Annotated in this window: 13 protein-coding genes; 6 read left to right on the plus strand and 7 right to left on the minus strand. The window is 33.7% G+C overall.

The annotated features are described in order from the left end of the window. Nucleotides 1–120: 120 nt before the first annotated feature. A complete protein-coding gene (locus LPC20_RS08375) occupies nucleotides 121–2,664 on the minus strand; it encodes a DUF559 domain-containing protein (RefSeq protein WP_229324384.1) in 2,544 nt (847 codons plus the stop codon). Nucleotides 2,665–2,744: 80 nt separating this feature from the next. Here LPC20_RS08375 and LPC20_RS08380 point away from each other — a divergent pair, with 80 nt between their 5' ends. Further along, nucleotides 2,745–3,194: a NanQ anomerase/TabA/YiaL family protein gene (locus LPC20_RS08380; protein ID WP_229324386.1), complete on the plus strand. Its 450-nt coding sequence runs from the start codon at nucleotides 2,745–2,747 to the stop codon at nucleotides 3,192–3,194. Nucleotides 3,195–3,256: 62 nt separating this feature from the next. Next, on the plus strand, nucleotides 3,257–3,805 hold the full coding sequence (locus LPC20_RS08385) for a DUF1697 domain-containing protein (protein WP_229324388.1): 549 nt from the start codon (nucleotides 3,257–3,259) through the stop codon (nucleotides 3,803–3,805). A gap of 281 nt (nucleotides 3,806–4,086) precedes the next feature. Here LPC20_RS08385 and LPC20_RS08390 read toward each other — a convergent pair whose 3' ends face one another. Next, nucleotides 4,087–4,692 carry a hypothetical protein gene (locus LPC20_RS08390; protein ID WP_229324389.1) on the minus strand — a complete coding sequence of 202 codons (606 nt, stop codon included), beginning with the start codon at nucleotides 4,690–4,692 and terminating at the stop codon, nucleotides 4,087–4,089. A 63-nt stretch (nucleotides 4,693–4,755) separates the two neighbouring features. After that, nucleotides 4,756–5,277 (minus strand): DUF7935 family protein, encoded by a 522-nt coding sequence (locus LPC20_RS08395; RefSeq protein WP_229324391.1) that lies wholly within the window; start codon nucleotides 5,275–5,277, stop codon nucleotides 4,756–4,758. A gap of 107 nt (nucleotides 5,278–5,384) precedes the next feature. Here LPC20_RS08395 and LPC20_RS08400 point away from each other — a divergent pair, with 107 nt between their 5' ends. Further along, nucleotides 5,385–6,152 carry a sulfite exporter TauE/SafE family protein gene (locus tag LPC20_RS08400; protein WP_229324393.1) on the plus strand — a complete coding sequence of 256 codons (768 nt, stop codon included), beginning with the start codon at nucleotides 5,385–5,387 and terminating at the stop codon, nucleotides 6,150–6,152. Nucleotide 6,153: 1 nt separating this feature from the next. Here the strand turns inward: LPC20_RS08400 and LPC20_RS08405 are convergent, their stop codons facing one another. Continuing rightward, complete coding sequence (locus tag LPC20_RS08405) at nucleotides 6,154–6,765, minus strand: hypothetical protein (RefSeq protein ID WP_229324395.1); 612 nt, start codon at nucleotides 6,763–6,765, stop codon at nucleotides 6,154–6,156. 199 nt (nucleotides 6,766–6,964) lie between these two features. Here LPC20_RS08405 and LPC20_RS08410 point away from each other — a divergent pair, with 199 nt between their 5' ends. Further along, a complete protein-coding gene (locus LPC20_RS08410; RefSeq protein ID WP_229324397.1) occupies nucleotides 6,965–9,301 on the plus strand; it encodes an ATP-dependent helicase in 2,337 nt (778 codons plus the stop codon). 13 nt (nucleotides 9,302–9,314) lie between these two features. Continuing rightward, complete coding sequence (locus LPC20_RS08415) at nucleotides 9,315–9,935, plus strand: L-threonylcarbamoyladenylate synthase (RefSeq protein ID WP_229324398.1); 621 nt, start codon at nucleotides 9,315–9,317, stop codon at nucleotides 9,933–9,935. Between the two features lie 91 nt (nucleotides 9,936–10,026). Here LPC20_RS08415 and LPC20_RS08420 read toward each other — a convergent pair whose 3' ends face one another. From LPC20_RS08420 to LPC20_RS08430, 3 genes are read right to left on the minus strand one after another with little or no spacing between them, the layout of a single operon-like run. Then, nucleotides 10,027–10,860, minus strand: coding sequence for an OmpA/MotB family protein (locus LPC20_RS08420; protein ID WP_229324400.1), 834 nt, complete (start codon nucleotides 10,858–10,860; stop codon nucleotides 10,027–10,029). A gap of 40 nt (nucleotides 10,861–10,900) precedes the next feature. After that, a complete protein-coding gene (locus LPC20_RS08425) occupies nucleotides 10,901–11,908 on the minus strand; it encodes a glycosyltransferase family 2 protein (RefSeq protein ID WP_229324402.1) in 1,008 nt (335 codons plus the stop codon). After that, a complete protein-coding gene (locus tag LPC20_RS08430) occupies nucleotides 11,909–12,364 on the minus strand; it encodes a type I restriction enzyme HsdR N-terminal domain-containing protein (RefSeq protein WP_229324404.1) in 456 nt (151 codons plus the stop codon). It abuts the gene before it with no gap. A gap of 63 nt (nucleotides 12,365–12,427) precedes the next feature. Here LPC20_RS08430 and holA point away from each other — a divergent pair, with 63 nt between their 5' ends. Next, nucleotides 12,428–13,429: a DNA polymerase III subunit delta gene (gene holA / locus LPC20_RS08435; RefSeq protein WP_229324406.1), complete on the plus strand. Its 1,002-nt coding sequence runs from the start codon at nucleotides 12,428–12,430 to the stop codon at nucleotides 13,427–13,429. Nucleotides 13,430–13,454 lie beyond the last annotated feature (25 nt).

Below are 13,454 nucleotides of genomic sequence, written 5' to 3' on the forward strand. Positions count from 1 at the left end.
AAAAGCACAAAGGTTTAAATTGATTCCATAAAAATGGTAAGATATTTTAAAATGGGTGATGAGTCAGTCAAGAAGTGGTATACTAATTACTCATCTAAAATAAGAAAAGTAAGAGTGCAATTAACTTATGTAATTCCAAATATTTTTCTTTTTTGTCATTTCAATGAAGACAGTCCGCATTGTAGCATGTTCTGGTTTTTGCATGCTTGCATCTTCTCGGAGTAATTTCAGAGCATAATTTCTAGCTAGCATAAGAATGTCCCTATCTTTTACAATATCGGCAATTTGAAGATTTAAAACCCCGCTTTGTTGCGTTCCCATTAAATCACCTGGACCCCGTAATTTCAAATCAACTTCAGCAATTTCAAAGCCATCATTAGTACTTACCATCGTTTCCATTCGGGTTTTACTGTCAGAACTTAACTTATGGCTGGTCATTAAAATACAATAACTTTGTTCGGCGCCACGTCCTACACGACCACGCAACTGATGCAATTGGGACAATCCAAATCGCTCGGCACTTTCAATAATCATTACGCTGGCATTGGGAACATTAACTCCAACCTCAATTACCGTCGTTGCGACCATTATATTAGTTTTACCTTCGGCAAAGCGTTTCATTTCAGACTCTTTATCCGCGGGTTTCATTTTTCCGTGTAAAATGGAAATAGAATACTGCGGTAGGGGAAAATCTCTTGAAATACTTTCGTAGCCGTCCATCAAGTCTTTAAAATCCATTTTTTCTGATTCCTGAATCAACGGATAGACAATGTAAATTTGTCTCCCTAAAGCAATTTCGTCTTTCAAAAACTTCCAAACTTTCAATCGGTTGCTATCAAATCGATGTACCGTTTGAATGGGTTTTCGTCCGGGAGGTAATTCATCAATGACTGAAATATCCAAATCCCCATACAAACTCATGGCTAAAGTACGCGGAATGGGAGTGGCGGTCATCACTAAAACATGTGGTGGGATGATAGCCCCTCCAACCTCCCCGGAAGGGAGGCTTTCCAAGATAGAGGTTATTTTTTTTAAAACATTTTCAGTATTGTGAATTACTTCTTCGTTAGTAAAACGAATCACTTTAAAACCAATCTCATTTAATATGTTGGTTCGTAATTCATCTGCTTCTCTCTGTTCTGCAGTATTATGATAACCACCATCTACTTCAATAATTAAATTTTTTTCTAAACAAATAAAGTCAACTATAAAAACATCAATAATATGTTGTCTTCTAAATTTAGAATTAAGATTTTTATCTCTAAGACATTCCCAAAGAATATTTTCTGCTTGTGTACTCTTTTTTTTATTTTCGTTTTTAAGCTCTTTTAAAAGAGTATACATTGAAGGTCGTGCAGTTTGATACTTTTTTAAGATACGTTCGGTTTCCCCTCTTTTGGAGGGGTCAGGGGAGGCCTTCTTCCATAGTTTTGAACGTTGCTCTACGCCAAAACGATGTTGTTCATCAATTACGGCGAGTCCCAGATTCTTAAACTGTACTTTATCTTCTAATAAAGCATGGGTTCCGATTAGGATATGTAAACTGCCGTCTTCCAATGCTTCATGAATTATTTTTCGTTCAGCAGTTTTAGTAGAACCAGTTAATAATTTTATATTGATGTTGGCGGTCTTTGCCAATTCGGATAAGCCTAAAAAATGTTGATTGGCTAATATTTCAGTGGGCGCCATTAAGCAAGCCTGAAAGCCATTGTCAATTGCCAAAAGCATACTCATAAACGCGACAATGGTTTTTCCAGAACCTACATCGCCCTGCAACAACCGATTCATTTGGGCATTACTTCCCATATCAGTGCGGATTTCTTTTATGACTCTTTTCTGCGCATTGGTCAACTCAAAAGGCAAATGATTTTGGTAAAAATCATTGAAATGCTGCCCAACAGAAGTAAACGGATGTCCTTTAATTTTATGCTTCTGAATTAGGTTTTTGGTGATTAATTGTAGCTGAATAAAAAACAATTCTTCAAACTTTAATCGGAATTGAGCTTTCGCCAAAGCTTCCGAACTTTGAGGAAAATGAATATTAAATAGCGCGGCTTTCTTAGAAATCAATTTCAATTCGTCTAGCAAATAATCGGGTAAGGTTTCTGAAAACAAGTTTTGAGTTTCCAAAAATAATTGTTGCATCATTTTGATAATAACTCGGTTCGAAACACCACGATTCGCCAAGGTTTCTGTAGAGGGATAAATGGCTTGCATGGCAGAGCGTAAGCTTTTTTGGTGTTCGCTAAGCAATTCTATTTCAGGATGCGCCATATTGAACGTACCATTAAATGAAGTACATTTTCCAAAAATTACCATCACTTCATTCAACTTCAAACTTTCTCGAATCCATTTGTGACCTTGGAACCAAACCAATTCCATTTGACCCGTATCATCCACAAAAGTAGCGACCAAACGTTTTTTATTTTTGCCAAATTCTACGGTTTTAATGTGGATGATTTTGCCTATGATTTGGACTTCAGAAACGGTGTTTTGCAACTCGTTAACTTTATAATAACGCGTTCTGTCTATGTAACGATTAGGAAAGAAATTCACCAAATCTCCGTACTTGAAAATCCCCAATTCCTTACGCAAGAGTTCGCCCCGATTGGGACCAACGCCTTTAAGGTATTCGATAGGAGTTTGTAGAAGATTTTGCTGCATACTGCGAAGATAGTTTTTTGTTAGGAAAATAGAAAGTAGCGTTTGAAAATGATATATTTGAAAATTATTAAAACTACAAAATGATTCTCGATACTCTAGATAACTATCAACTTTACCAGTCTATTAATGAACGTATAGCCAAAGGATTTGAATTTTTACACAATACCGATTTGGATGCTATTCCTTCAGGAAAACACGATATCGATGGCGATACTATTTTTGCTTTGGTACAAGAATACCAAACCAAACCTTTGGCGGAATGTAAATTAGAAAGTCATAAAAAATACATTGACATTCAATATGTGATTCGTGGTGAGGAATTTATGGGAATAACTACTAAGAACAATCAAAAGATTCTGGAGGTAAACGAAGATAAAGACTATACTTTTTATGAAGGGACGACTTCATTAGTGCTTGTTTCAAAAGGAATGTTTACTATTTTCTTCCCAGATGATTTGCACCAACCTTGTGTTCAAACGGAATTAGCTTCCGAAGTGAAGAAAGTAGTGATAAAAGTCTTAATTCAATAAATCCTACTTCGTATATCGTAAATCGTAAACCGTATATCCAATATCGTAAATCGTAAATTATTATGACAACCCATCTCGCTTTACTACGCGGAATCAATGTTTCCGGACACAATATGATTAAAATGGAGGCGTTAAAAACGACTTTGGAAAACTGTGGTTTTCAAAACGTGACGACTTACATTCAATCAGGGAATGTGTTTGTGACGACTGAAGAAGAAAATCCTGCCAAAGTAGGTTTCCTTATCAAACAAGAACTTTTCAAAGCCTTTGGTCACGAAGTGCCTGTGGTGGTGGTTAATAAATCTGATTTAGAAGCTTGTATGACAAATAATCCCTATTTGAAAGAAAAAGACTTGGATACCAAAAAATTGTATGTAGCTTTTGTATCGATTGGGTTACGAAGCGACTCGATTAACGATTTAAAAATGAGTCAGGTAAAGCCAGATCAAGCGCATATTGATGGGAATAGAATATACATTAAATATGCCGTTGGTGCAGGAAAAACTAGATTAGATCAAAAATACATTGAGAAAAAACTGAATGTGACAGCTACAATTAGAAATTGGAATACGGTGACGCAGTTGTTGGAAATGTATACTGCGTTTGATTAACCTTTATCTTGTCCCTACGGGACAAAGTGTCTTATTATGACATCTTGAATTACCAATATTGCATCGCTACGCGATTTGGTGTTACTCTTTAATCATTTGCAAAACCTGCTCCGTTAGGAGCTAAATCTTGGTAATAAAAGAAGTTAACTAATACTTAAGTCCCGAAGGGATGATATGTTTAAAATTTCACACGAAGAGATTTTTGCGGTAACATGGGGTAGAATAAAGGTCCCGTAGAGATGGAAATTAACTATAGTTAAGAGATTTTTGATTCTAAAATTTTATTTAAATGTAATTGTTATCAAAAAGTAGTGTGGAATATTAAATTGTTCTCCTAGTTTTTCTGGTTTAATGTCAGATTGTACAACTTCACAATATGACCCTGAACCATCACTGTGAATTGTTGGTGTTATTATTGCAAACAAAGTGTTTTTCGAATTAATATCGAGGTTTATTACTTCTTTATTTCCAAAAAAATCTTTGAGTACATATTGATCTGAATCACTCATTAAATTAAAATAAGATTTTTTACTACCAAATTTTTTTCCTCTAATGTAAGTTTTCAATTTACCATCACTTAGTCGAAAGAAAAATTTTAATGTTTCTTCCTTTGTAGTTATTTTGAAGTAGTCCGTTTCAAAACCATCAAAAAGTTTTGTAGTACTCAATAAAATCCCATTTTTATACTCTTCGATGTTTATTTTATATGATTTTCCGATTAATTTTAAACTACTAAAGTTTAATTGTTCAATATAAATATTTTCAAAATCAATTAAATCTTGAATTTCTTTGTTTTGACTTCCATAATTATTAGTCATTTTAATGGAATCCTGTGCTGTAATAGCATTCGATATTAAAGTAAGTAAGAATATAATTTTAAGTTTCATAATTTTATAATTTAGGTTACTTTTTAAAATGACCAATCAAATTTAAACAAAAATTATTTCAATTTACCACAATTGTCCCACTTCTTCCTTAATCAAGTCCAAAGCAGCATAAGTAGGCGAGACTTTATCTACTAAACTACTCACTACAAATTCTCTCAAAGCAGCAGCGGTCTGAACTTTTTCGTTTTGAGCAGCAATGCGAATCATTTGGATAGTCGCATTTTTAGCGGTTTGAATGATAGACCAACATTCGCCAGACACATAGATTTGTTGGCTTAAATTATGTTCAAATTCTTGTTGGATTTGGTCAATAATAAAATTTTCATATTCTTTTTTGTCATTGGTTACAGGGCTATTTCGCAATAGTATTTGTGCAGGATGAATGCGTTCCATTAATAATGTCAAACGTTCGTAGGCTTGTAAACGTAAAGGTAAAAGGTCTTTTTTGTTTTCTTTTTGTAATAACCAACGACGTGTGTTTTGTTGGTCTTTAAAATAACCTTCAAATAAAAAATAAGCAACACCTCCAGTTACTAATGAAGGTAATGTATATCCAAGGATTTCAAGTATTTTGGCTGTTTCCATTTGTTTTTTTCTATTTTTGAAACACAAAAATACGCATTTTGAGTTTGTAACGAAATAGTTTGTCATTCTAGAATCTTAAATAGCGTATCAATTGCAACGAAACCTTTATGGAAAATTACATTATCATTTTACTCTGTTTGGCTGCCTTTTTTGCAGGATTTATTGATGCTGTTGTAGGTGGTGGCGGACTAATTCAAACTCCAATGGGATTGATATTACTGCCCAATTTACCTGTTTCTACAGTAGTGGGAAGTCTGAAAATTCCTGCTTTTAGTGGTACTTCTTTCGCAGCCTACCAATACCTCAAAAAAGTGGATATGAATTGGAAATTACTTTCTATTATGATGTTATTAGCCTTTCCATCGGCTTTTTTAGGTTCGACTTTACTTACTTATGTGAGTAACGATTTTATGAAACCTATTTTGTTGGTGGTTCTTTCTTTTTTAGTGATTTACACTTATGCCAAGAAAAATTTTGGACAACAAATTGAAAAGAATATTTCCGCTCAAAGACAATTATTCAATGCTGTCAGTATTAGTTTCGTGATCGGTTTGTATGATGGTTTTATCGGACCTGGAACGGGAAGTTTTTTGGTGGTGGCGTTTATCGCTATCATGGGATTTGATTTTTTACATGCTTCCGCGAATGCAAAAATGGTCAATTTGGCTACCAATTTTGGCTCGATTTGTTTGTTTTTTATCAAAGGAAAAATCATTTGGGCAATTGCTATTCCGATGGCATTTAGCAATGCTTTAGGTGGTTTTTTGGGTGCTAAAATGGCTATTAATAAAGGAAATAACTTTATTCGGATTTTCTTTTTGGTGGTTGTAGTAGGTACATTAATTCGTTTTGGATACGATGTGTTTTTTAAGTAAACTAATCTATTGCAATATCTTTTCCTCCACGAATTCGTATCTCATTTGCCTTTTTAACATTTTCTTCTGTTTTTGTAACTAATGTTACAAAGTGTAACTTTAGTTTTTCTTTTTCATTTTCAAAATCCTCCACAATAATTTTCAGGATATGTTTTTCATCAACTAGATATTGATCGTAATCTGCAGTTATCCGTTCATTGTCAATTTGGAAAATAATAGATCCGTTTAAAGAATTTATATATTTTTCTTTTAAATTGTTTAAAGAAATTAAATGACGAGGCATGGAACTAAAGTTGTCTTTTGTTTTAATATAAACTTTTCCATAGTATTTGACATTATCAATTTCAATTTCTTCTTTTTCTATATTCATTGATTCGATTTCATTTGAGTTCATAGTCAAAAGATTTATTTCTTTAGCCAAAACACCATTAATATAAATAGCTGGTTTTTTAGTGAAATTAAATCGAGGTTTACTGTATACAACTCTTATTATGGAGTCGTTCATAGAATATTCTGGTTTTGAAATAATAAGTCCGGAAACTTTGCCTGATAATTTTTGTGCAAAAGAAGTAGCAACCACTAATAGTGTGAAAGTGAGAAATAGTTGTTTCATATCAAAATTAATTATTCATTAAATTTATAAATTAATATTGTAATTCACAGTTTATAAAACTATAAACTATAAAATCTGTGAATCTGCGGTAATTAAAATGCATTCAAAATGGTTAATAAATTTATTTGTTCTTACTTTTATTAGTATCCAAAACCTCGTTTGAAATCCTTATTTTTGCTTTCCTTAATTTAATTTCCAAATGCAGCACTATATTGATCAATTAAACGAAGCGCAACGTGAACCCGTACTTCAAAAAGACGGTCCAATGATTATCATTGCGGGTGCAGGTTCTGGTAAAACCCGTGTGTTGACGATTCGAATTGCCTATTTGATGAGTCAAGGCGTAGATGCGTTTAATATTTTGTCTTTGACCTTTACCAACAAAGCTGCGCGCGAAATGAAAAATCGTATTGCGTCTATTGTGGGAGCCAGTGAGGCTAAAAATCTTTGGATGGGAACGTTTCACTCGGTGTTTGCGCGTATTTTGCGGTCTGAAGCAGAGCATTTGGGTTACCCCTCTAATTTTACGATTTACGATTCACAAGACTCAGTGCGTTTGATTTCTTCGATTATTAAGGAAATGCAATTGGATCGCGATATTTACAAACCCAAACAGGTGTTGAGCCGAATTTCCACCTATAAAAATAGTTTAATTACCGTAAAGGCCTATTTCAATAATCCCGAATTACAAGAAGCCGATGCGATGTCTAAGAAACCGCGTTTGGGCGAGATTTACCAAAATTATGTGGAGCGTTGTTTTAAAGCAGGCGCCATGGATTTTGATGATTTATTATTAAAAACGAATGAGTTACTCACTCGTTTCCCAGAAATATTAGCCAAATACCAAAACCGTTTTCGCTATATTTTAGTGGATGAGTACCAAGATACGAATCATTCTCAGTATTTGATTGTTCGCGCCTTATCGGATAAATTCCAAAACATTTGTGTGGTGGGAGATGATGCGCAAAGTATTTACGCATTCCGTGGTGCCAACATTAATAACATCTTGAATTTCCAAAAGGATTATGATAATGTAAGAACCTTTCGTTTGGAACAAAATTACCGTTCGACACGTAATATAGTGGAAGCGGCGAATACCATTATTGATAAGAATAAAACCAAACTGGATAAGATTGTTTGGACAGCCAATGATTTTGGACCAAAAATAAAAGTACACCGCAGTTTGACCGATGCGGAAGAAGGACGTTTTGTAGCGAGTACAATTTTTGAACAAAAGATGCAAAACCAAATGTTAAATGGTCAATTTGCTATTTTGTATCGTACCAATGCGCAATCGCGTGCTATGGAAGATGCCTTGCGTAAACGTGATATTCCATATCGAATTTATGGCGGACTCTCTTTTTATCAAAGAAAAGAAATCAAAGATGTTTTGTGCTATTTGCGTTTGATAATAAATCCAAAGGATGAAGAAGCCTTGATTCGTGTGATTAATTATCCTGCCAGAGGAATAGGGGATACCACTGTCGAAAAGTTGACTATTGCAGCCAATCATTACAAGCGCTCGATTTTTGAAGTGATGCAAAACATTGACAAAATCGACTTGAAACTGAATTCGGGAACCAAACAAAAGCTAACCGATTTTGTCAATATGATCAAGAGTTTTCAAATTATCAATGAAAACCAAGATGCTTTTTACATTACCGATCATGTAGCCAAAAAAACAGGTTTAGTACAAGAATTGAAGAAAGATGCTACACCAGAAGGGATGGCTAAAATCCAAAACATTGAGGAATTACTCAATGGTATCAAGGATTTTACCGAAGGCCAAAAAGAAATTGATGGTGCACGTGGAGCCTTATCCGAATTTATGGAAGATGTGGCTTTGGCTACCGATTTAGATAAAGACACCAGCGATGAAGACCGCGTAGCTTTGATGACGATTCACTTGGCCAAAGGATTGGAATTTCCACACGTTTTTGTGGTAGGAATGGAAGAAGATTTGTTTCCAAGCGCGATGAGTATGAGTACCCGTTCAGAGTTGGAAGAAGAACGTCGTTTATTCTATGTGGCGTTAACTCGTGCCGAACATCAAGCGTATTTAACCTATGCGCAATCACGTTATCGTTGGGGAAAACTAACGGATAGTGAACCTTCTCGTTTTATTGAAGAAATTGACGGACAGTATTTAGAATATTTAACAGCTGCCGAATCTAATTACCGCTACAAACCGATGATTGATAGTGATATTTTTGGCGATGTTGACAAATCCAAATTGCGTCTAGCAAAACCCGTTTCAGGAACGCCACCTAAATACATTACCGATAATCAACCTAAACCAGACAGTCCTATTAGACGTTTGAAACCAGTAACTGGAAATGCTCCCAATTCTGGCAATGCTAATTTATTCGATAATAAATTAGTAGTTGGAAATATTGTAATGCACGAGCGTTTTGGCAAAGGCGAAGTGATCAATATGGAAGGTGTTGGAGCCGACAGAAAAGCGGAAATTCGTTTTGAAGTGGGAGGAATTAAGAAACTCTTGTTGCGTTTTGCAAAGTTGGAAATAATAGGATAGACTCATTTAAACTATGGCTGAATTTATAAAAATATACCCCGACAATCCGAGTGAAGCGGCTATTGCCAAAGTGGTAAAAGTCTTGAAAGAGGGTGGTTTGGTCATTTATCCAACCGACACGGTTTATGGATTGGGTTGTGATATTACGAATACAAAGGCGTTGGAACGCATTGCCCGTATTAAAGGCGTGAAATTAGAGAAAGCGAATTTCTCCTTTATCTGTCATGATTTGAGTAATCTGTCGGATTATGTGAAGCAAATTGACACGGCTACTTTTAAAATCTTAAAAAGAGCGTTACCAGGACCTTATACCTTCATTTTACCTGGAAGTACTAATTTACCAAAAGAGTTTAAAAAGAAAACGACTGTTGGTATTCGTGTACCAGACAATTCTATTGCATTAGAAATCGTTCGTCAATTAGGAAATCCGATTGTATCCACTTCTATTCACGATGAAGATGAAGTAATTGAGTATACAACTGATCCAGAATTAATCTTTGAGAAGTGGCAAAATTTGGTGAATATGGTTATTGATGGAGGATATGGAGATAATACTGCTTCTACCATAATTGATTTATCAGGGCATGAACCAATTGTTATCAGAGAAGGAAAAGGAGATGTAGATATACTTTAGATAATCATATTTAACTGTTTGTATTTTAAAATTTTAAATAAAAAAAACGTCTTGAAATTCAAGACGTTTTTTTTATGAGATGAGAAGAAAATTATTTTTGTTGTTTCTTCATTTCTTTTTCTACCATTTCATAGAATTGGTCAATTTTAGGTAAAACTACGATACGTGTTCTTCTATTACGCGCTTTATTTTCTGAGGTTGTGTTGTCCACTAATGGAACATAAGAACTTCTACCAGCAGCAATTAATTGTGAAGGTTTTACTCCTAAACTATTGGTTAATACACGAACTATAGATGTAGAACGTTTAACACTTAAATCCCAGTTGTCTAATAAAATTCCGCTTCCAGTAAAAGGAACATTATCTGTGTGTCCTTCAACCATACATTCGAAATCTGGCTTGTCATTTATTACTTTAGCGACTTTAGCTAAAACACCTTTTGCTTTGTCAGACACTTCGTAGCTTCCGCTTTTAAATAATAATTTATCAGCAATAGAAATGAAAACCACACCTTTTTCTACATTAATTTCGATATCTGGATCAGATAATCCAACTGCACTTTTTAAGCTAGTAACAACTGCTAAAGTAACACTGTCTTTTCTAGTCAAAGCGTCTTGCATTCTGCTAATTTTCAAATCTTTTTCTTTGATAGATTCTAAAGCTTTTTCAATATTTTCAGCTCCTTTAGTAGACAAGATAGCCATCTCTTTAGAAGTTTCCATTAAATTTTGATTTTGGTCTTTTAGAGCAATAGTAGTTGCAGATAATGCTGCCTTTTCCTCTAAACAAGTATTCAATTTAACGGTACAAGTATTTAATAAATCTTGTGTTTCTTTGTTTTTAGCTTCTAGTTCAGCATATTTCTTTTTTGAAACACATGAACTCAATAGTGCTAAAACTGATACAGCTAATACAACTTTTCTCATAAAATGAAATTTTTAATTAATGTTATACAAATTTAGTTTTTTAAATTTTAGTTTTTCTAAATAAATTGCTAAAAAATAGTTTTTTTTCAATGTAATAACTAAAAACGATACTTTTTGAGAAATAGTATTTCGGTTGTTGGTAACTATACCTTTTTTCATAATTAGCTTTAAATAATCTATAAAAAGCAAAATGAGCTTTCAAGATGGCTATACAATGCTTGGGTTGTTTTTCTAATAGGAATTTGATACCTGCAATTCCGTCCAAAACCATTCGTATGAAAAGTATTCGATACAAGTCTTTTTGTGGAAGATTTTTAGTTAGCATCAACAACGAATTCCTGAAATTCAATTCCGTTTTTTTTGGATTGCCTTGTTGTAAAGTAGCACCTCCAACATGGTATACTTTTGACTCAAATAGATAATTAATGCTATATCCTTTATTTATAGCACGCCAACATAAATCAATTTCTTCTTGGTGTGCAAAAAAGGAAGAGTCAAATCCATTCAATTCTTTGTAAACGGAACTTCTAATAAAGAAGCAAGCTCCCGAAGCCCAAAAAATTTCTTGATTGGAATCGTATTGTCCGTTGTCTTTTTCCAAAGTATCGAAAATACGCCCACGACAAAATGGATAACCGTATTGATCAATAAAACCTCCTGCTGCACCAGCATATTCAAAATAGTCTTTGTTCTTATAATCTAAGATTTTAGGTTGAATTATAGCAGTCGCAGTTTCGTTTTGAAATGTTTTGATAATAGGTTGTAACCAATTTTCGGTTACTTCTATATCCGAATTCACTAATGCATAAACATCAGCTTCAATATGTTGCAAAGCTTCGTTATAACCACCAGCATAACCGGTATTAGTAGCATTAACAACTACAGAAACGGTTGGAAAATTAGCCTGAACAAATGAAACGGAATCATCTGTCGAAGCATTGTCTGCAACATAAACAGTCGCTTCTGGAGAAAATTGAACTACTGAAGGTAAAAACTGTTCCAGTAATTGTTTCCCATTCCAATTCAGTATGACAACAGCTATTTTCATCTAGATTGTATTGGTTTGATAGTTAGGTAATTCGTGTAAAAATTGGTATTTTTCATTTTCAAAATCCATTTGGCAAAAGTAATGATTCAAACCATTGGTGACCATAAGATAATTGGATTTTAAAGTCATATTGTACTGAGCAATTTGATCAAAAGTACTTTGAGAAATACTTATTTCAGGAGCTTTGCATTCGATTAGGATCAAAATAGAACCATCTGAATTGTATACTACTACATCGTATCTTTTTCGTAAACCATTGACTTTTAAAACTTTTTCAACATTAATCAATGACTTTGGATAGTTCTTTTCAGCAATTAAAAATTGAACTACGTGTTGACGCACCCATTCTTCAGGAGTAAGAATTATAAATTTTTTCCTGATAGTATCAAAAATAGCCACTTTATTTTCGCTATTTTTGAAACGGAAAGAGTAGGATGGAAAATTCAATTGTTGCATCTGCCAAATTTACTATTTTAAATTTCAAATTTCCGAATTAACGCAAAACCAAAATACCTTTTTGTGGACGACGTAGTAAAAATTGTAAATGATATCAAGGCTGGAAACATTAAACCGATCTATTTTTTGATGGGAGAAGAGCCGTATTATATAGATAAATTATCTGATTTTATTGAACAAAATGTACTGACTGAAGAAGAAAAAGGTTTCAATCAAACAGTTTTTTATGGTCGTGATGTTACAATTGAAGATATTGTTTCGACAGCTAAGCGCTACCCAATGATGGCAGAACGCCAAGTGGTGATTGTTAAAGAGGCCCAAGATTTATCTCGCACCATTGATAAAATTGAAAGTTATCTAGAAAACCCTATGGAATCTACGGTTTTAGTCTTTTGTTACAAATACAAAACCTTAGACAAACGAAAAAAAGTAACCAAGTTATTGGCACAAAAAGGCATTGTTTACGAGAGTAAAAAGTTATATGAAAATCAAGTAGGAGATTGGATAAAGCGTGTTTTAGCTGGTAAAAAATATACTATTGAACCAAAAGCTAGTGCAATGTTGGTGGAATTTTTGGGGACAGATTTGAGTAAAATCAATAATGAATTAGAAAAATTACAGATTATACTTCCAGTAGGAAGTACTATCGACCCAAAGCATATTGAAGAGAATATTGGTTTTAGTAAGGACTTTAACAATTTTGAGTTATTGAACGCTTTAGGGTCACGCAATCAAGCAAAGGCATTTCACATTGCACACTATTTTTCTAATAATCCAAAGGCAAATCCTTTAGTTGTCACTACAAGTACTGTTTTTGGTTTTTTTATAAAAATTTTAAAATACCACGGTATGAAAGATAGAAATCCTAAAAATGTATCGGCAGCCTTAGGAATTAATCCTTTCTTTTTAAAGGATTATGATTTGGCATTAAAAAATTATCCAATGAAAAAAGTAAGTCAGATTATTTCGTCGTTACGAGAAGTTGATGTTAAAAGCAAAGGAGTAGGCGCTAATCTATCTCAATCTGATTTGCTGAAAGAAATGTTATTTAAGATTTTTAATTAGTTTAAAATTTAGATATTTGTACCTC

It is taken from the genome of Flavobacterium ammonificans (genome assembly GCF_020886115.1).
GTDB classification, from domain to species: domain Bacteria; phylum Bacteroidota; class Bacteroidia; order Flavobacteriales; family Flavobacteriaceae; genus Flavobacterium; species Flavobacterium ammonificans.

What these genes read in the sequence shown, in the direction of transcription:
- LPC20_RS08405 (WP_229324395.1), bottom strand. Translation starts at nt 6,765, where the DNA reads ATGAAACAACTATTTCTCACTTTCACACTATTAGTGGTTGCTACTTCT.
- LPC20_RS08415 (WP_229324398.1), top strand. Translation starts at nt 9,315, where the DNA reads ATGGCTGAATTTATAAAAATATACCCCGACAATCCGAGTGAAGCGGCT.
- LPC20_RS08385 (WP_229324388.1), top strand. Translation starts at nt 3,257, where the DNA reads ATGACAACCCATCTCGCTTTACTACGCGGAATCAATGTTTCCGGACAC.
- LPC20_RS08400 (WP_229324393.1), top strand. Translation starts at nt 5,385, where the DNA reads ATGGAAAATTACATTATCATTTTACTCTGTTTGGCTGCCTTTTTTGCA.
- LPC20_RS08375 (WP_229324384.1), bottom strand. Translation starts at nt 2,664, where the DNA reads ATGCAGCAAAATCTTCTACAAACTCCTATCGAATACCTTAAAGGCGTT.
- LPC20_RS08380 (WP_229324386.1), top strand. Translation starts at nt 2,745, where the DNA reads ATGATTCTCGATACTCTAGATAACTATCAACTTTACCAGTCTATTAAT.
- LPC20_RS08420 (WP_229324400.1), bottom strand. Translation starts at nt 10,860, where the DNA reads ATGAGAAAAGTTGTATTAGCTGTATCAGTTTTAGCACTATTGAGTTCA.
- LPC20_RS08390 (WP_229324389.1), bottom strand. Translation starts at nt 4,692, where the DNA reads ATGAAACTTAAAATTATATTCTTACTTACTTTAATATCGAATGCTATT.
- LPC20_RS08395 (WP_229324391.1), bottom strand. Translation starts at nt 5,277, where the DNA reads ATGGAAACAGCCAAAATACTTGAAATCCTTGGATATACATTACCTTCA.
- LPC20_RS08425 (WP_229324402.1), bottom strand. Translation starts at nt 11,908, where the DNA reads ATGAAAATAGCTGTTGTCATACTGAATTGGAATGGGAAACAATTACTG.
- LPC20_RS08410 (WP_229324397.1), top strand. Translation starts at nt 6,965, where the DNA reads ATGCAGCACTATATTGATCAATTAAACGAAGCGCAACGTGAACCCGTA.
- LPC20_RS08430 (WP_229324404.1), bottom strand. Translation starts at nt 12,364, where the DNA reads ATGCAACAATTGAATTTTCCATCCTACTCTTTCCGTTTCAAAAATAGC.